Origin of the sequence: Methylobacterium sp. DB0501 (assembly GCF_011043735.1) — a bacterium.
GTDB lineage: Bacteria > Pseudomonadota > Alphaproteobacteria > Rhizobiales > Beijerinckiaceae > Methylobacterium > Methylobacterium alsaeris.
The window spans coordinates 54496-72137 of sequence record NZ_JAAKGV010000028.1 but is presented as its reverse complement, the minus strand read 5'-3'; the positions used below and the strand labels follow the sequence as shown (position 1 = coordinate 72137).

17 protein-coding genes and 1 pseudogene are annotated in these 17642 nt (G+C 73.3%); 6 read left to right on the top strand and 12 right to left on the bottom strand.

The features are described 5' to 3' along the window. From G4G93_RS30760 to G4G93_RS30745, 4 genes and pseudogenes are all read right to left on the bottom strand, one after another. Window positions 1-894: pseudogene (locus G4G93_RS30760) on the bottom strand (glutamine--fructose-6-phosphate aminotransferase); the annotation flags it as partial. 227 nt (window positions 895-1121) lie between these two features. Then, complete coding sequence (locus G4G93_RS30755) at window positions 1122-1676, bottom strand: fasciclin domain-containing protein (RefSeq protein ID WP_165090641.1); 555 nt, start codon at window positions 1674-1676, stop codon at window positions 1122-1124. A 125-nt stretch (window positions 1677-1801) separates the two neighbouring features. Then, window positions 1802-2500 carry an anti-sigma factor domain-containing protein gene (locus tag G4G93_RS30750; protein ID WP_165090639.1) on the bottom strand — a complete coding sequence of 233 codons (699 nt, stop codon included), beginning with the start codon at window positions 2498-2500 and terminating at the stop codon, window positions 1802-1804. Continuing rightward, window positions 2497-3090 (bottom strand): sigma-70 family RNA polymerase sigma factor, encoded by a 594-nt coding sequence (locus tag G4G93_RS30745; RefSeq protein ID WP_165090637.1) that lies wholly within the window; start codon window positions 3088-3090, stop codon window positions 2497-2499. Before G4G93_RS30745 ends, G4G93_RS30750 begins: the two co-directional genes overlap by 4 nt. A 166-nt stretch (window positions 3091-3256) precedes the next feature. Between G4G93_RS30745 and G4G93_RS30740 the strand changes: the two genes are divergently transcribed. Further along, window positions 3257-3973: a DUF2270 domain-containing protein gene (locus G4G93_RS30740; protein WP_165090634.1), complete on the top strand. Its 717-nt coding sequence runs from the start codon at window positions 3257-3259 to the stop codon at window positions 3971-3973. Window positions 3974-3979: 6 nt separating this feature from the next. Here G4G93_RS30740 and glmU read toward each other — a convergent pair whose 3' ends face one another. Continuing rightward, window positions 3980-5323 (bottom strand): bifunctional UDP-N-acetylglucosamine diphosphorylase/glucosamine-1-phosphate N-acetyltransferase GlmU, encoded by a 1344-nt coding sequence (glmU, locus tag G4G93_RS30735; protein ID WP_165090632.1) that lies wholly within the window; start codon window positions 5321-5323, stop codon window positions 3980-3982. Window positions 5324-5538: 215 nt separating this feature from the next. Between glmU and G4G93_RS30730 the strand changes: the two genes are divergently transcribed. Together G4G93_RS30730 and mdoH are read left to right on the top strand one after the other, a co-directional pair. Beyond that, window positions 5539-7122 carry a glucan biosynthesis protein gene (locus tag G4G93_RS30730; RefSeq protein WP_165090629.1) on the top strand — a complete coding sequence of 528 codons (1584 nt, stop codon included), beginning with the start codon at window positions 5539-5541 and terminating at the stop codon, window positions 7120-7122. Further along, window positions 7098-9269: a glucans biosynthesis glucosyltransferase MdoH gene (mdoH, locus tag G4G93_RS30725; protein ID WP_165090627.1), complete on the top strand. Its 2172-nt coding sequence runs from the start codon at window positions 7098-7100 to the stop codon at window positions 9267-9269. Before G4G93_RS30730 ends, mdoH begins: the two co-directional genes overlap by 25 nt. Before the next feature lie 82 nt (window positions 9270-9351). On the opposite strand, the gene G4G93_RS30720 is transcribed toward mdoH, so the two are convergent. Both G4G93_RS30720 and G4G93_RS30715 read right to left on the bottom strand, forming a co-directional pair. Then, window positions 9352-9855 (bottom strand): GNAT family N-acetyltransferase, encoded by a 504-nt coding sequence (locus tag G4G93_RS30720; protein WP_165090624.1) that lies wholly within the window; start codon window positions 9853-9855, stop codon window positions 9352-9354. Window positions 9856-9859: 4 nt separating this feature from the next. Then, window positions 9860-10582 carry a class I SAM-dependent methyltransferase gene (locus G4G93_RS30715; protein ID WP_165090622.1) on the bottom strand — a complete coding sequence of 241 codons (723 nt, stop codon included), beginning with the start codon at window positions 10580-10582 and terminating at the stop codon, window positions 9860-9862. Between the two features lie 99 nt (window positions 10583-10681). On the opposite strand from G4G93_RS30715, the gene G4G93_RS30710 reads away from it, so the two are divergent. From G4G93_RS30710 to bioB, 3 genes are all read left to right on the top strand, one after another. Continuing rightward, a complete protein-coding gene (locus G4G93_RS30710; RefSeq protein ID WP_165090619.1) occupies window positions 10682-11329 on the top strand; it encodes a GntR family transcriptional regulator in 648 nt (215 codons plus the stop codon). Window positions 11330-11432: 103 nt separating this feature from the next. Continuing rightward, window positions 11433-11990 (top strand): biotin transporter BioY, encoded by a 558-nt coding sequence (locus G4G93_RS30705; RefSeq protein ID WP_165090616.1) that lies wholly within the window; start codon window positions 11433-11435, stop codon window positions 11988-11990. Further along, window positions 11987-13024 (top strand): biotin synthase BioB, encoded by a 1038-nt coding sequence (gene bioB / locus G4G93_RS30700; protein ID WP_165090614.1) that lies wholly within the window; start codon window positions 11987-11989, stop codon window positions 13022-13024. Before G4G93_RS30705 ends, bioB begins: the two co-directional genes overlap by 4 nt. Window positions 13025-13440: 416 nt before the next feature. Here bioB and G4G93_RS30695 read toward each other — a convergent pair whose 3' ends face one another. From G4G93_RS30695 to G4G93_RS30675, 5 genes are all read right to left on the bottom strand, one after another. Beyond that, entirely contained in the window at window positions 13441-14661 is a 1221-nt protein-coding gene (locus tag G4G93_RS30695) for a DUF2336 domain-containing protein (RefSeq protein WP_165090612.1), read from the bottom strand. Between the two features lie 34 nt (window positions 14662-14695). Then, the gene (locus G4G93_RS30690) at window positions 14696-15712 is read right to left on the bottom strand and encodes a transglycosylase SLT domain-containing protein (protein ID WP_165090610.1); all 1017 of its coding nucleotides are present in this window, start codon (window positions 15710-15712) and stop codon (window positions 14696-14698) included. Window positions 15713-15832: 120 nt separating this feature from the next. After that, complete coding sequence (locus tag G4G93_RS30685; RefSeq protein WP_312892300.1) at window positions 15833-16192, bottom strand: type II toxin-antitoxin system ParD family antitoxin; 360 nt, start codon at window positions 16190-16192, stop codon at window positions 15833-15835. A gap of 39 nt (window positions 16193-16231) precedes the next feature. Then, window positions 16232-16858, bottom strand: coding sequence for a flavin reductase family protein (locus G4G93_RS30680; protein ID WP_165090608.1), 627 nt, complete (start codon window positions 16856-16858; stop codon window positions 16232-16234). 126 nt (window positions 16859-16984) lie between these two features. Then, window positions 16985-17548 (bottom strand): nitroreductase, encoded by a 564-nt coding sequence (locus tag G4G93_RS30675; protein ID WP_165090606.1) that lies wholly within the window; start codon window positions 17546-17548, stop codon window positions 16985-16987. Window positions 17549-17642 lie beyond the last annotated feature (94 nt).

Sequence of the window (17642 nt, the reverse complement as noted above, 5' to 3'; positions counted from 1 at the left end):
GGCGGTGATCGAGATCCGAGTGAGGGTCGCGAAGTCGAAGGGCAGCGCCTCCGGCAGGGCGACCCGGCCGGCGGCGAGGTCGACGTAATGGGCGAAGGTGCGGCCGACCACCTCGGGCTGCTCGTGGATTTCCTTGGCCATGAAGTGGCGGTAATTGCCCTTGTCGACCAGGAAGGCCTGGGTGGCGATCTTCTGGCGCGGGCGGGCGACGACGTGGCCGGCGCCGTCGCGGATCTCGGCGCCGTCGCGGGTCAGGATGGTCCAGTCGCCCTCGTCGAGATAGGTGATCTCGTCGGTGAAGGGGGCGAGCGCCAGGGCATCGGAGCCGAGATAGGTCTCGCCGTCGCCGAAGCCGACGGCGAGCGGCGCGCCGTGGCGGGCGCCGATGAGGAAGTCCTCCTGGCCGGCGAACAGGAAGGCGAGGGCGAAGGCGCCGCGCAGGCGCGGCAGGGCGGCCTCGACGGCGGCGACGGGGCCGAGGCCGGTCCGCATCAGGTGGGAGACGAGCTGAGCGACGACCTCGGTGTCGGTCTCGGTCTCGAAGGCGCATCCCTGGGCGGCGAGCTCGGCCTTGAGCTCGCGGAAGTTCTCGATGATGCCGTTATGGACGACCGCCAGGCGCTCGGTGGCGTGGGGATGGGCGTTGGTCTCGTTGGGCCGGCCGTGGGTGGCCCAGCGGGTATGGCCGATGCCGATGGCGCCGGCGAGGGGGTTCTGGAGCAGCTTGAGCTGGAGGTTCGACAGCTTGCCCTCGGCGCGCCGGCGCTCGAGGCGGCCGGCCTCCAGGGTGGCGATGCCGGCCGAGTCGTAGCCGCGGTACTCGAGCCGGCGCAGCGCGTCGACCACCTGTCCCGCCACGGCATTCCGTCCGACGATTCCCACGATCCCGCACATGCTCACCGCCTCACGTCTTGCCCGCAGAGTGTCCCGCTGCGGGACGCCTCGGCCCTTATGCGGACATTGCGGCAGGATTCCTGCCGCACCGCACCTGCCGCTCTGGGACGTCCTCTAGCGAACCGGCCGGCGTCCCGGCGAATCAACTTGGGTAACGGTTTGTGACGGCCAAGGTTCAATCGGCGGGGGCGGCGGCCGGGCGGGGCTCCGCCCGGCCGCCGAGCCGGTCAGGGCATCAGCACGGTGTCGATGACGTGGATGACGCCGTTCGACTGCATCACGTTGCCGATCGTCACCCGGGCGGTGTTGCCCTTGTCGTCGGCCACGAACAGCCGCTTGCCCTTCTGCATCACCGTCAGGGTCCCGCCGGCGGCGGTCTTCAGCTCGGCCTGGCCGCCGCCCTGCTTCACCAGCCCCATCAGGTCCTTGGCCGTGTAGGTGCCGGGGACGACGTGGTAGGTCAGGATCTTGGTGAGCGTCGGCTTGTTTTGCGGCTGCACCAGCGACTCGACCGTGCCGGCCGGCAGCTTGGCGAAGGCGGCGTTCGTGGGGGCGAACACCGTGAACGGGCCGGGGCCGGCCAGGGTGTCGACGAGGCCGGCGGCCTTCACGGCGGCGACCAGGGTGGTGTGGTCCTTCGAGTTGACCGCGTTCTCGACGATCGACTTCGAGGCGTACATCGGCGCGCCGCCGACCATCGGGTTCTTCGCCTGAGCGGCGCCGCCGGCCGCGGCGAGCGCCAGGGCCAGAACCAGGGTGCGGGCGTGCTTCCGGATCGTCATGGGGTTCGTCCCGTCTCTCGTGTCGGCCCCGCTCTCGTCGGGGTCGCGGGCCGGTACGGAGGGCCGGACGGGGAAGTTTCAGCCGGACGCGTTTTTTTCGCCCTTTCGCGATTTTTTCGTCCCGCCTATTCGCGCACCAGGCGGCCGCGATAGACCGCCGGCCCGGTCGGCGCGCCCGAGGGCGAGCCGCCCGGCGGCTCCAGGGTGACGGCGAGGCTCGCGCCGTCGAGAAGGGCGCGGTCGCCGGCCGGCAGGGGCAGCCGCGTGCCGGCTTCCTCGCGGACGAGGCCGAGCGAGCGGGGAGCCCCGGAAGCCGGCACCACCCAGAGTTCGAGGCTGCGGTCGCGGGGCGCCTCGGCGGCGAGCGCCCGGACCTGGACCGTGCCGGCCGCCGGATCGACCTGCACCACCAGGGCCGGCAGCTCGCCGCCCCGGTTCACCACCGCCAGGTAGCGCGCCGCATCGGGCCGCGGCGCCAGACGCTCGACGGCGATGAACAGGGCGAGGCCGGCGGCCAGCGCGCCCGCCGCGAGAGCGGCGCGGCGCCAGCGCCGGAGCGCCGGGCGCAGGTCCACCACCGGGGCCGAGGGCCCGGCCGGCTCGGCCGGCAGGCGGGCGGCGATGCGCTCCCACGCCCCCGGCGGCGGCGCCACCTCCGGCACCGCCCCGGCCAGGGGGGCGAGGCGGGCCTCCCAGGCCCGCTCGGCGGCGGCGAGCGCCGGGGAGCCGGCGCGCTCGCGCCGGTAGGCCTCGCGCTCGGCCGCGCTCAGGGTGCCGAGCACGTATTCGGCGGCGCGCAGGTCGGTCTCGTCGGGCGTGCTCATGCGGCGTCGTCCAGGCAGCCCCGCAGCGCCGCGAGGCCGCGATGCAGCCAGGTCTTCACGGTGTTGACAGGCCGGTCGTAGCGCAGGGCCAGCTCCTCCCGCGACAGGCCCTCGCAATAGGCCAGGACCACGCAGTCGCGCTGCGCCGGCTCGAGGCGTCCGAGGCAGGCGAGGAGCGCGTCGCGGTCGAGGAACTCGGCCTCGCTGTCCCGCGGGTCGGCGACGCGGGCGAGCCAGTCCTCCTCGTCGTCCTCGGCCACGGGCATCGGCACCTCACCCTTCCGGCGCACCAGGTCGATGGCGCGGTGGCGCGCGATCGCGGCGAGCCAGGCCATCGGCCGTCCCGCCTCCGGGGCGTAGCCCGCCGCGCTCTGCCACACCCGCAGATAGGCATCCTGCAGCACGTCCTCGGCCGCGCCCCGGTCGCGGACGATACGCAGGATCAGGCCGAAAAGTTTCGGGGCGGTGCGGTCGTAGAGGGCGCGCAGGGCGTCCTCGCGGCCTTCGGCCACCCGCGCGATCAGCCCGGCCAGCTCCGCCGCCTCCCGGTTCGGCGGGGTCCGATGGGGACGATCCTCGACGCGCACCATCGTTCTCATCCCCGGGCGGCGACGCCCCTCGCCTCCCGCCATAGATCAATCGCGCGCGAAGGACCACGGGGCGAGCGTCCATCCCCGGTTCGGCCCGGGCGAATTTTGCGCCATGATACCGGGGCCGGGTCCCGGGGAGAGAGGCGCGGCGCGAGGGAGACCCGCCATGATCGCCGCGCCGCCGGAGGGGGCCGCACCCCTGCCGATGCCGAGGACGCCCGCCGAGACGATCACGGTGCTGGCCCATTACCACCGGGCCGAGATCGCCCGCATGGCGGGCTGGCGCGACCGGATCGACCGCACCACCAACTGGGCGATCACCGTCATCGCCGCGATGCTGTCGGTCTCGCTCTCGACCCCGACGGCGCATCACGGCGTGCTCCTCTTCGCCATGCTGCTGGTGATGCTGCTGCTGGGCATCGAGGCGCGGCGCTACCGCTTCTTCGACGTCTACCGGACCCGGGTTCGCCAGCTGGAACGGTATTACTATGCCGAGGTCTTCGCGCCCGTGACCGCCTCCGATCCCGGTGCGCCCGATCCCGGCTGGACGCGGCGGCTCGCCGGGGACCTGCGCCATCCGATGTTCCACATCAGCCTGCGCGAGGCCTTCGGCCGCCGGCTGCGGCGCAATTACGGCTGGATGTTCGCGATCCTGCTGCTCGCCTGGGTGCTGAAGATCACCTCGGCCCGCCTCCAGGAGCCGGGCCTCCCGGGAGCCGGGGAGACCGCGCACGGCATCCCCGAGATCCTGGCCGGCGCCGGCCTCGGGCCGCTGCCGGGCTGGCTGGTCCTGGCGGCGGTGGCCGGCTTCTATCTCTGGCTGCTGGCCGCGGCCCTGCGCGCCGGCCGCCGCGACGAGGGCGACGGCGCGGTGCACGTGTGAGGCCGGCTATGTCTTCGTCGGCTTCGCCCACCCGGTCTTGACCACCTGGCGGCCCCGCCCGATCGCCAGGGTGCCGGGCGGCACGTCGTCGGTGATCACCGAGCCGGAGCCGACGAAGGCCCCCGCCCCGACCGCCACCGGGGCGACGAGCGACGAGTTCGAGCCGACGAAGGCGCCGGCGCCGATCTCCGTGCGGTGCTTGTTCACGCCGTCGTAGTTGCAGGTGATGGTGCCCGCCCCCAGGTTGGCGCCCGCCCCGACCTCGGCATCGCCGACATAGGACAGGTGGTTGACCTTGGCGCCGGCCCGGATCGCGGCGTTCTTCACCTCGACGAAGTTGCCGATGCGGGCGCCCGTCTCCAGCACCGCGCCGGGCCGCAGGCGGGCATAGGGCCCGATCTGGACGCCTGCGGCGAGCCGGGCCTGCTCGAGATGCGAGAAGGCGTGGAGGGTGCAGCCGTCTCCGACGACCACGCCGGGGCCGAACACCACGTGCGGCTCCACCACCACGTCGCGGCCGAGGGCCGTGTCGTGGCTGAAGAACACCGTCTCGGGGGCGATCAGGGTGGCACCGGCGAGCATCGCGCGCCGGCGCAAGGTCGCCTGGACCGCGGCCTCGGCGGCCGCCAGCTGCACCCGGTCGTTGACGCCCTGCGCCTCGGCCTCGGCGACCGGCACCACCGCGACCCGGTGGCCGTCGGCAACCGCGAGCGCCACCGCGTCGGGCAGGTAGTACTCGCCCGCCGCGTTGGCGTTGCCGATCCGCTCCAGGAGCCCGAGGGCGTGCGCGCCGGCCAGCGCCATCAGGCCGGCATTGCACAGGGTCACCCGGCGCTCGGCCGCGCTCGCGTCCTTCTCCTCCCGGATCGCCGTCACCCGGCCATCCTCGACCAGGACCCGGCCGTAGCCGGTGGGGTTCTCGGCCTCGAAGGCCAGCACCGCCACGGCGGCGCCCTCCGCCAGCGGCGCGCGCAGGCGGGCATAGGTCCGAGGCGTGATCAGCGGCGTATCGCCGAAGGCCACCACCACGTCGTCGGCGCCCTCCGCCAGGGCGCGGCGGGCCGCCAGCACCGCGTGGGCCGTGCCGAGGCGCTCGGTCTGCGGGTAGGTCTCGGCGCCGGCGAAACCCGACGCCACCCGGGCGACGTCGTCGCGGCCGGGCTCGACCACCACGGCGAGGCGTCCCGCCCCGGCCTCCGCCACCGCGGCGAGAACGTGGGCGAGCATCGGCCGGCCGGCGATCGGGTGCAGCACCTTCGGCAGGTCGGAGCGCATCCGCGTGCCCTTGCCGGCGGCGAGCACGACGGCGAGAAGGGAGCGGGCCCCGTCGGGCTTCGGTATCGCGGTCATCGGCGGCCTGTCACGTTCGCGAGGGGGGATCGATCGGCGTCCCGACCGTCTAGCCGATCGCTCCGTCAGAACAAGCGCCAGCAAACCGAGCGGCCGCGGACCGGGCGCTCTTCCCCAACGGCGCAACCTTCTCGATTCTTAACCTCCGGTTCAGCCCGGATCGTGGTAAACGGCCGGCGCCCCCTCCCGATTCCGCCCCGGTACGACCTTCCCTGATGACGCAAAGCCCTCCCGCACCGCCCTCCCGCACCGCCCTCGACCGACGCGCGGTGCTGGCGCTCGCCGGCGGACTGGCCGTGACCAGCGCGGCGGGCGCGCAGCCGACGGAGCCGGCCCCCCTGTCGGACGGCCAGCGGTTCGATCCCGGCCAGGTGGTCGATCTCGCCCGGGCGCTCGCGAGGAAGCCCTACGCGGCGCCGGCGGCCGACCTGCCCGACCCGTTCAAGGACATCACCTACGACCAGTATATCGGGGTCCGGGCGCAGCCGCAGTCCCTGCTCTGGGCCGGAGAGGGCCGCGGCTTCGTGGTCGAGCCGCTGCATCGCGGCTTCGTCTTCACCACGCCGGTGGCCCTCCACGCCGTCGAGGACGGGGTGGTGCGCCGCATCGTCTACGACCGCAACCGCTTCACCTTCGGCAAGCTGAAGCCCCCGGAGGAGGGCCGCGACCTCGGCTTCTCGGGCTTCCGGCTCTATGCCAGCTTCAATGGCGCCCCGCCGACCGACTGCGCGATCTTCCAGGGCGCCTCGTTCTTCCGGGCGCTCGCCGCCGGTCAGAGCTACGGCGTCACCGCCCGGGCCCTGACGCTGAAGCCCGCGGAAGCCAAGGGCGAGGAATTCCCGCTGTTTCGCGCCTTCTGGCTCGAGCGGCCGGGCCCCGGAACCGGGCAGATCGTGGTCCACGCCCTGGTCGATTCGGACTCCGCCACGGCGGCCCTGCGCATGACCCTGCGGCCGGGCGACGCCACCATCGTCGACATCGAGGCGACGCTCTGCCCGCGCACGACCCTCGAGCATGTCGGCATCGCCGGCATGACCGGCGCCTACCTGTTCGGGCCGACCGACCGCCGCGGCGTCGACGACGCCCGGCCCGCCGCCCACGAGGTCGACGGCCTGCAGATCCGCAACGGCTGGGGCGAGGCGATCTGGCGCCCGGTCCAGAACCCCGAGACGCTGCAGATCTCCGCCTTCATGGATCAGGACCCGAAGGGGTTCGGCCTGATCCAGCGCGCCCGCGCCTATGCCGACTACCAGGACGACGTGCAGCGCTGGGAGAAGCGGCCGAGCCTGTGGGTCGAGCCGCTCGGCAGCTGGGGCCCGGGGGTGCCGCAGCACGGCTGGGGCCCCGGCGCGGTCCAGCTGATCGAGATCCCGAGCGAGTCGGAGGTCAACGAGAACGTCCTGGCCTATTGGCGCCCGAAGGAGCCGGTCGCCAAGGAGATCGCCTTCAGCTACCGCCAGTTCTGGTGCTGGGCGGTGCCGGGCGCCCCGCCGCTGGCCGCCTGCTCGGGCACCCGGGTGGGCAAGGGCGCCGGCGGCAAGCGCCGGCTGTTCCTGGTCGACTTCGCCGGCGAGGCGCCCTTCGCCGAGGGGATCGACCCGGGCACGCTCCAGGCCGCCCTGCACACCGCGCCCGGCAGCATCCTCCGTCCGCGGGTCTACCCCTACCCCGAGCGCAAGACCGTGCGGGTGGTGTTCGAACTCGATCCCGGCAACGACACCGCCTGCGAGCTGCGCCTGGTCGTCAAGGCCGGCGACAAACCCGTGACTGAGACATGGCTGTACCGGTGGACTCCGTGACCTTCGCTCCCGATCTCGACACGATCCGCCACGATGCGCGGCCCCTCGCGGTCGCCCCGGCGGTCCCGCCGGAATCGCCCCTCGCCATGCCGGTGCAGGACCTCAAGCACTGGTCGGAGGACCAGGCGCACGAGGTCCCGGGCCGCCGCACGCCCTGGGCGGCGCGGGCCTTCGTGTTCGGCGGCGGTGCCCTGCTCACCGCCTACGGCGCCGTGCAGATGTACGAGGTCGTGTCGGTCGCCGGCTCGACCACTTGGCTGCAGTGGCTGCTGCTCGCGCTGTTCACCCTCAACTTCTCGTGGATCGCGCTGGCCTTCACCTCGGGCCTGCTCGGCTTCGGCGCGCTGCTGCGCCGGCGGCGCCCCGAGGTCCGGCCCGGCCCGCTCACCACCCGCACCGCCGTGGTGATGCCGGTCTACAACGAGGCGACCGCCCGCACCTTCGCGGCGGTCGAGGCGATCCGCGACTCGATCGAGGCCACCGGCGAGGGCGCGGCCTTCGACTACTGGATCCTGTCGGATTCGACCCAGGCCGATGCCTGGATCGCCGAGGAGCGGGCCTATCTGGCGCTGCGGGCGCGGCTCGGCGACGGCGCCCGGCTCTATTACCGCCACCGGCAGAAGAACCACCACCGCAAGGCCGGCAACATCGCCGACTTCGTCACCCGCTGGGGCGGCCATTACGACCACATGCTGGTCCTCGACGCCGACAGCCTGATGAGCGGCGATTGCGTGGTGACGCTGGCCCGCGCCATGGAGGCCGATCCGGATTCCGGCATCATCCAGTCGCTGCCGCTCATCATCAACCGCAACACCCTGTTCGCCCGGGTGCAGCAATTCGCGGCCCGCATCTATGGGCCGGTCATCGCCACCGGCCTGTCGCTGTGGTCGGGCCGCGACGGCAATTACTGGGGCCACAACGCGATCATCCGCACGAAGGCTTTCGCCGACCATTGCGGCCTGCCGGACCTCTCCGGCAAGCCGCCCTTCGGCGGCCACGTGCTCAGCCACGACTTCGTCGAGGCGGCCCTGATTCGGCGCGCCGGCTGGAGCGTCTACATGCTCCCCGAACTGCAAGGTTCCTACGAGGAGAGCCCGCCCTCGCTGATCGACGTGGCGATCCGCGACCGGCGCTGGGCGCAAGGCAATCTCCAGCACAGCCGGATCATCGGGACGGCCGGGCTCAAGCTCGCCTCGCGCCAGCACTTCGCCACCGGCATCGCCGGCTATCTCGCCTCGCCGCTCTGGGCGGCGCAGCTGGTGGTCGGCATCGCGCTCGCCCTCCAGACCGCCTACATCCGGCCCGAATACTTCTCGACCGAGTTCCGCCTCTACCCGGTCTGGCCGCGCTTCGACCCCGTCCGCGCGCTCCAGCTCTTCGGGATCACCATGGCGATCCTGCTCGCGCCGAAGCTGTTCGGCCTGATCCTCGGCCTCCTCGACGGCAAGGTCCGGCGGGCGAGCGGCGGGGCGTTTCGCCTCGTGCTCTCGGCCCTGATCGAGACGCTCCTCTCCGCGCTGATCGCCCCGATCGCCATGCTGGTCCAGTCCGGTTCGGTGATCCAGATCCTGCTGCGCCGCGACGCCGGCTGGAACCCGCAACGGCGCGACGACGGCTCGATCCCGCTCTCGGACATCGTGCGCCGGCACCGCTGGCACATGATCCTGGGGCTGGTGGCCGGAATCTCGGCCTTCGCCATCGCGACCTCGCTGTTCCTGTGGATGTCGCCGACGATCCTCGGCCTCGTCCTGGCGATCCCGATCTCGTGGGCGAGCGGGCAGCTGGCCCTTGGCCTCGCCCTCAAGCGCGCCGGCTTCCTGATGACGCCCGAGGAGCGCGAGCCCCCGGCGATCGCCACCGCCGCCAAGGCGATCGAGGCCCGCAACGCGGCGCTCGGCTACGACGATGCCGACGGGCTGCGGGCGCTCCACGCCGATCCGGACCTCCAGGCCGGCCACCTCGTTTTCCTGCCCCCGGCCGAGCGCCGGCCCCGCGGCGCGCCCCAGCCCGACCACGTCATGGCCCAGGCCAAGGTGGTCGAGGCCGAGACCATCGACGAGGCGGCCGACTGGCTGAACGCGAAGGAGAAGATGGTGCTGCTGCACGACCGGGCGCTGCTGGACCGGCTGGCGCGGCTGGGCGGCTGACGGATTTTCCCATTCCGGGGCCTGCGGACCCGGAAGGGGGCACGGTGGAAGCAGCCAGCCGCTCTGCCTCCGCTGACGACGTTCAAAGTCGGCACTGCATCCATACGGCCGGAAATTGGACCCCATCGCCCATCGCGATGTCGCGCGGTGCGAGCTTGGTGAAGCCGAGGGCCCGGTAGAACGGCTCTGCGTTGAGGCTGGCATAACACTCGAATGCCTCGACGCCACGGGCGCGGGCTTGCTCCCGACACGCCTCGAACAGGGCCCGCCCGATCCCGCATCCTCCCGATGCCGGGTGCACGGCGAAGTGACGGATATGGCCGAGGCCGGGTTCGACCTCGCCGGTGCCGGGCCGTTCCGGCGTCCAGCCGCCGCAGCCGACGATCTGGCCCGGTACGCCGGCGACATGAAAGCTGCCGGAGGCGAGCAGCACGGGATTGGCCCGAACCATCAACGGCAAGGCGCGCGACAAGGTAGCCGTCTCGTAAGCCGGTGCCATGAGGATCGGATAGGTCGCCGCCGGCAAAGCGGTCACGGCTGCGCCGTCGTCCGGGCCGGACCGGCGGATGGCGATCGGCCGCGACATGCGGTCACCCTTCCCGGGGGGCTCGGCCGCCCGGCTTCTCCCACTCCATCACGTGGAACCACGGCACGCGCCGGTAGCGAGCGACCTTGGCCGGATCGCCGTCATGCGGCACCGGCTCGTCGAAATGGCGCAAGGCCAGCCCCTGGGTGAGCAAGAGGCTCATGGTGAGCGACAGCGGACGGTGCCAGTTCCGGACGCGGATGCCGTGCCACTCCGCCCACTCCGCCCGCTCCTCCAGGTAGTCGTCGATCCGGAAGCGCCGGATGCCGTCGCCGTCCTGCGCCCAGCCGCCGGCGGTGGCGAAGCTGTTCAGGTTGGCGATGAGCAGCGTCCCGCCGGGACCGAGTACCCGGGCCATCTCGGGGATCGCCGCGCGGATGTCCGGGATGTCGATCAGCGTCAGGTAGCTGACGACGAGGTCGAAGGCGCCGTCGGCGAAAGGCAGCGATTCGGCGCGGCCGGGGAGATAGGCGCCGTCCGGGTCGCGCTCCCGGGCCCGGCGCAGCAGCGCGTCGGTCGGATCGATCCCGGTCGGTGCGATCCCGAGATCCCGCATCCGGCGGCAGAAGCGGCCCTCGCCGCAGCCGACATCGAGGGCGCGGCGAAAGCCCCTCCCCCGCAACCGGGCCAGCATCGGCGCGTCGAGCACGCAGGCGCGGCCGAAATCGCCCGCCTCGCCCATATCGGCGATCCAGGCGGCGGCGGACTCGTCCCAGCCGTAGCTCATCGCACCCCCTCCGATTCGCGGACGGCCGAGCTTCACACGACGGTGCATCGCCGGCCAAGCCCGCGTGACGACGTGGCGATGCTGGATTATCGATAATTCATGACGACAGCCAGAGACGAACCGATCGCCGTGCGGATCAGCCGGGCGCTGGCCGAGCGCATCATCTCCGGCGCCCTGGCGCCGGGGGCGCGGCTGCGCCAGGACGCCGTCGCGGAGGAGTTCGGGGCGAGCCACGTGCCGGTGCGGGAGGCATTCCGCCGCCTCGAGGCCCAGGGACTGGTGGCGAGCGAGCCGCGGCGCGGCGTGCGGGTCGCGGGATTCAGCCCGGAGGAGGTGCGCGAGGTCGCCGAGATGCGGGCGGCCCTGGAAGTCCTGGCCCTGCGCCACGCAGCGCCGCACCTCACCCCGGCGATCCTGGGCCGGGCGGAGGAGGCGACCCGGGCCGGCGACCGCGCCGGCGACGTGCAGGCCTGGGAGGAGGCCAACCGAAGCTTCCACCGCCTCATCCTCGCCCCCTGCAGCATGCCCCGACTCCTGAAGGCGATCGACGACCTCCAGGCCGCCAGCTCGCGGTTCCTGTTCGCCGGCTGGCGCGCCGAGTGGGAGGCACCGACCGACCGCGATCACCGGGCGATCCTGGTCGCCCTGCGGGCCGGCGACGTCGATGCCGCTGCCGCGGTCCTGGCCCGCCACGTCCAATGGGTCGGGCACCGGCCGGGGCCGACCCCGCACAGGCGCGGCACCTGACAGCAGAATTATCTATTATCGCGAAGATATATTGCCTTAGACGTCACCTTGTGGATCTCTATGCGCGTCGAGTCGGCAAAATTATCTATTAAATGGAGATCCGATGAACGCCTTCGTCGTCGGCGACGCGCCCCTGCGCGTCGTCCGCCCCGTCGCCACGATCCTGTCGGGCGTGCTGCTCGTCACCCTCGCGGCCAAGGTCCAGATCCCGTTCTGGCCGGTGCCGATGACGCTGCACACGCTGGCCATCCTGGCGCTGGCCCTCACCCTCGGCCCGCGCCTCGCGGTGGCGACCATGCTCGCCTACCTGGCGGCGGGCGCCGCGGGCCTGCCGGTCTTCTCCGGCACGCCGGAGCGCGGCCTCGGCCTCGCCTACATGGCGGGACCGACCGGCGGCTACCTGGCGGGCTACCTCGTCGCCGCCAGCCTCGTCGGGACGCTCGCCGCCGGGCGCGGGCCTCTCGGCCGGATCGGCGCGATGCTGACGGGCCTTGCGGTGATCTATGGGTTCGGCCTCGCCTGGCTCGCCCTCTTCGTGCCGGCAGACCGCCTGATTGCCCTCGGCGTCGCGCCCTTCCTCCTCGGCGACCTCATCAAGGTCGGCCTTGTCGCGGCCGGCCTGCCGGTCCTGGGCCGGGTCCGCCGGAGCCTCGCCCGATGAGCACGCCGCACGAGGACGGGGCCGTCCGGCACGCCTGGACCCTCGCGGAGATCGAGGCGCTGCACGACTCGGCCCTGCTCGAGCTCGTCGGCCGGGCCAACGCCGTCCACCGGCGCCACCACGATCCCAATCGCATCCACAAGGCGAGCCTGCTCTCGGTGAAGACCGGCGGCTGCCCGGAGGATTGCGCCTATTGCCCGCAATCGGCGCATCACCGGGCGGTCGACCTGACCCGCGACCGGCTGATGGATCCGCCGACCGTGCTGGCGCTCGCCGCGAAGGCCAGGGCGGCGGGGGCCGAGCGCTTCTGCATGGGGGCGGCCTGGCGCCAGGTGCGCGACGGGGCCGAGTTCGACGCCGTGGTGGCGATGGTCGCGGGCGTGCGGGCGCTGGGAATGGAGGCTTGCGTCACCCTCGGGATGCTGCAGGCGCATCAGGCGGCGCGCCTCGCCGAGGCCGGGCTGACCGCCTACAACCACAACCTCGATACCGGCCCGGATTTCTACGACCGGATCGTCACCACCCGCCGCTACGAGGACCGGCTCGACACCCTGGCGACGGTGCGGGCGGCCGGCATCGGCCTGTGCTGCGGCGGCATCCTGGGCATGGGCGAGTCGGTGGCGGACCGGGCCGGCCTGCTCCAGGTGCTGGCGGGGCTCGATCCCCATCCCGAGAGCGTGCCGATCAACGCCCTCGTGCCGGTGGAGGGAACCCCGCTCGCCGACCGGCCCCGCCTCGATCCCCTCGACCTCGTGCGGATGGTGGCGACGGCGCGCCTCGTCCTGCCTGCTTCGGTCCTGCGCCTCTCGGCGGGCCGGGCGCAACTCGGGCGGGAGGCGCAGATCCTGTGCTTCCTCGCCGGGGCGAACTCGGTCTTCTCCGGCGATACCCTGCTGACGACGCCGAATGCCGAGCGCGACGACGACGCGGCCCTCTTCGCCGCCCTGGCGGCGCGGGCGGGCCCGGCATCGTCCCGGCCTGACGATCGGGCGGTTCGACCGTCCGCGGTCCTCCCGGCGGCGGCCTCGTCCTGAGCTGCCCGCGACGTGGGCCTCGAAGGAGGTCTCCAGACGGCTCGGCGCTGGCTGGAACTCGTCCTCGAGGCTCCCCGACGGCCTGCACGCGATCTCCGATCGCCGGCACCTCGGGAGGACGTCGTGAACAGGAGAGCCGTTTCGCGGGGAATTCGGCCCGCCGTCATGCAGCGTAGGCACGGCTACCGGGGCCGGTTCATCCCCTCCGGGTCACGCGAATAGTGGCCCCGGCCCGCTTGCCGGCCGAAGACGCTCCGTCGTAACTTCGGCACGACCATCGATTCGGGAGGCCTTGATGAGCGTCACCGCCCATTTCATCCCGCCGATCCACCCCCATGCCGTGACCATGTCTCTCGCCGGCTACCTCGCCGCCGCGGTGATGTGCGCCGACCGGCGGTCGGCGCCCCGCTGAGGGCTCACGCCGCGAGCCGCAGCCTGTCCTCGCGATAGCTCGCCATCAGCGCATCCGGGATCGTGTCCAGCACCGCCTCGACGGCGGCCTCGCTCGCCAGCGCGCGGGCGAGCACCCGGGCCTCGTCGCGGGCCGCCTCGGCGTCGAAGCGGTTGAGGAGGGCGACGATGGCGTGCGCCTCCGCGAAGGGCAGGCGTTCGCAGGCGGTGACCGCGCGCTCGATCATCCGCCGCGACAGGCCGTTGCCGCTGTTCACGGCAAGGCCGCTCGCCTCCTCGTGCCAGGCGGACATCGCCGCCGCGAAGGCCGGTTCGAGGGCCGGCGGCAGGCCGGCACGGCGGTAGAGCGCCGCCAGGCCGCTGCCGCGCGGGTCGTGCAGCAGCCCCGCGACGCGTCCTGCGGCCAGGCCGGAGAGGTCGGCGAGCGCCGCCTCGGTGAAGGCCATCCGGCCCGACAGCATCGCCCGCAGGATCAGGCCGGGAGTGAGTTGGCCGGCCGTGCGCAGGTAGGCGACGAGGCGGCGCAGGTCGCCTCCGTCCGATCCTTCGGCGAGGCCGAGCGTCGCGCGCTCCCGCGCCTCGCGGGTCACCCGCTCGCTGCGCTCGGGCGAGAGCCAGCCGCAGCCGGTCACGAAGGCCGACAGGGCGCCGGCGAGGCGGGCGGTCACCGCCTGGCGCACGTCGAGCGGCAGGCCGGGCCGGGCGAGCAGCGCCTCGCGCAAGCGCGCGTCGTCGCCGTGGCGCTCGACGATCCGCATCAGGCTGCCGCGGGTGATCTCGGCGCCCGCGTTGGCCGCGAGCGCCTGGAGGGCGGCGGTCCCGGCGATCTCGGCCAGCGCCCCGCACAGCATCGCCGAGAGATGGGGCCGGTGGGCGATGGCGATCCGCCCGGCCTCGTCGCCGACCGCGGCGCAATCGACGAGGTCGGCATCCGACAGGACCGGCGAGCGCGCCAGCACCAGGCCGGCGATCTCGGGCTGGTCCTGGGCGAGGGCCACCACCAGGGTCCGGGGCGCCTCCGCGGCGTTGGCGCAGGCCTCGGCCAGCGCCCGGCGGACCAGCGGCGAGGGATCGTCGAGGAGCGCGATGATCGCGGTCTTCGCCTCCCAGCGCGCCGCGGGATCGAGCTTGGCGTAGAGATAGGCCCGGGCGAGGGACGAGGCCGCCTCGGCTCGCCGGCCGGCGGATTCGTGCTGCGTCCAGAGCAGGAACTGGCGGATGATCATCGGCGCGGCTCCGTCGCGAGGGGACTGCGGGGGGTCAGGACTGGATGGACGAAGGCGTCAGGGCGGCACGGCTGCCCCCGCCGCCGAATTCCCGCGGGCGGGCGGGCGGGAGCGGCACGTTGGCGGGCGAGGCGTCCGGCATCGCGTCGGCAGCGGCCGGGGCGGCCGGCGATGGAGCCGGCGCGGCCGCGGCGACCGCGACCCCCTCGTTCGAGCGCGGGAAGTAGGTCGGCGCCGAGGCGCCGCCGCCCCGGCTGCCCCACAGGCGCGCGACGCTGTCGGAGACCGGACCGCGGCGGGCCTCGGTCTGGAACAGGGTGCGCAATCCGCCGCCGGACTCGGCGGCGTAGGCCGTCGGCTCGGCCGCCCGCGCGGTGGCGGTCGCAGCCGGCACGCCCGGGCTGGTGCCCAGGACCGCGTAGAGTTCGGAGGCGCTGCGGGCGCGGCCGCTCCGGTCGTAGAACAGGCCGCGATTGCCGGCGGCCGCCTCCGGCAGGTCGGCGGCGGCGGAGCGGCCGGGGGCGCCCTCGGCGGCGCGGATCAGGGTGAGCGCGCCCCGCACCCCGAGGAGGTGGGCGGCGTAGAGGTCGGCCCGGTTCGGCTCGCGGCCGAGCGCGTCCGAGAGCGCGTCGGCGTTGCGGCGGGTGAGCGCGCCGGCCATCGCGGAGGCGATCTCGGGATCGCGGCGCAGGTCGAGGATCGCCTGCCGGGCCGCCGGATCGCTCACCGCGTAGCCGCCCGAGGAGCGGGCGGTGATCGCGTCGGCGTAGGAGCCGAGGCCGAGCGACGGCCCGTCCTGCTTCATCACCCCGAGCCAGGTCTGCTCGATGAACTGGAACAGGCCGGTGGCCGAGGAGGAGCCCGCCTTGGCGCTCGGGTTGAGGCTCGATTCGCGCTGGGCGGTCGAGAGCAGGTAGTCGAAGGCGGCCCCGGTCTTCTCGGCGCCCTGGCGGATCGCGTCGATCACCGGGTTGCCCGAGGCGGCGCGCCCCGCATTCGCGGCGCCCGTGCTGGCGGTTCCTTGCGACGGCGTGCTGGTGAACAGGAACATGGCGGCCCGGTGGAGCGGCCCCGCGACGCGCGGGCCGGCTCTCTCATGGGCCCGAGGATGTGGGGTTATGGTAAAGGAAGGTTGAAGCGGGGGTGGGTGGGGGCGTCCCGATGGGAGGCCCTATCCCTCGACGACCGGATCGTCACTGCGATACAGGGCCTCCGGATGGGCCTGCACGTCTTCGCCCGTCAGGTCGGGCCGGGGATCGTCCAGCGAATGGCGGATGCGCGCCCGGGTGACGTCCGGGCGTTCGGCATCCTCCCGGCGCCGGCGCGGCCACAGGCGCACCGCATCTCGCACCACGTCGCTGGTCGACGCGTCCTCGCCCGAGGCGACGCTCTCGCGAACCGCACGGCGCTGCTCGGACGTGATCGTGATGCTGATCGCCTCGGCGGCCTGCAGGGGTGGGATCCTCTGCCTGCGCCGTTCCCGGCGGTAGCGTGAAGTCCCACCCGAGGCACGGTGGTGCCGGGTTCGCACGCGACCCCGCGCCGCCTGCCGCGACGCGAGGCGCTCCCGTCACCTCTTCGGCGCGTCACCCCCGCCGGCCGGCCGGCGCATCTCGAAGCGATTCTCGGACTCGACCGTGAAGTAGTCGAAATAGCCGCCGCGCATGATCGGCCGCATCGCCCCGGTATCGACCCGACCCTCGGGGGTGACGAAGCGGTCGTCGATATACATCGACACCACCTGGCCGATCACCATGAAGTAGACGGCCTCGCCCCCCTCGGCCGGGACGAGCGGGATGGTCTGCAGCCACTTGCATTCGAGGGCGGCGGGGGCGTCGGCGACCCGCGGCGGGCGCACCTTGCGCGACGGTGCGGTGGCGAGGTGGGCGAAGTCGAATTCGCTCTCGCCTCGCGGCAGCGGCGCCGACGACTGGTTCATCCCCTCCCTTGTGTCGAAGGTGGCGAGGCTGCACACGAACTCGCCGCCCTCCTCGGCGAAGGTGAGCGCGTCCTTGCGGCCGAAGGACGAGAACATCACCATCTCGGGATTGTCCCCGATGCCGTTGAAGAACGAGTAGGGCGACAGGTTGAGCGCGCCCGAGGCGCTCAGCGCGCTGACCCAGCCGATCGGGCGCGGCGCCACCAGGGCCTTGAACGGGTTGTGCGGCAGGGTGCGGGTCTCGGCGTCGTAATGCATCGGCGGCCCCGGGATGCTCGAAGATGGATGCTCGTCGGATCGGCGGCCCGTCGTTGCGGGCCGCCGCCGCCAGTTAGAGCAAGCGCGGGGCCCGGCGCCAGCCCGCCGGCGCCGACCGGCCCGTGCTCAGTACCGCGTCACGATCTCAGTCAGCGCCGGCCGCGGCCGGTCGGGCGGCACCTCGCCGGCCCGGCCGACATGGACGAAGCCCGCCAGGCGCTCGGCCGGGTCGAGGCCGAGCGCGTCGAGCACCCGGCGGTCATAGGCCATCCACTCGGTGAGCCAGGCGGTGCGGAAGCCCAGCGCATTGGCGGCGACGATCAGGTTCATCGCGACGGCGCCCGCCGACAGCACCTGCTCCCAGTCCGGGATCTTCACGTGCGGGCCGGCCCGCGACACCACGGCGATCACCAGGGGGGCGTGCGCCAGGCGCCCGGCCTCCAGGGCGAGGCGCTTGTCGTCGGCCTCCGGATGGTCGGACCGGTAGGCCTCGGCCACCACGCGGCCGATGCGGGCCTGCCCCTCGCCCTCGATCACGATGAAGCGCCAGGGCGCGAGCTTGCCGTGGTCCGGTACCCTGGAGGCGGCGGACAGGATCGCGTCCAGCTCCTCAGAGGAAGGGCCGGGGCCGGCGAGTTGGACCGGGGGGACCGAGCGGCGGGTGCGGAGGAGGTCGAGGGTTGCGTTCATCTCGGCTTCAGTGGCTTGAGCTATCACGAGCGGGGCAGGATGGCGGGCTGCCGACGTGGCGAGACGCCGGTAGGGCGGATTGCCATCCTGGCGC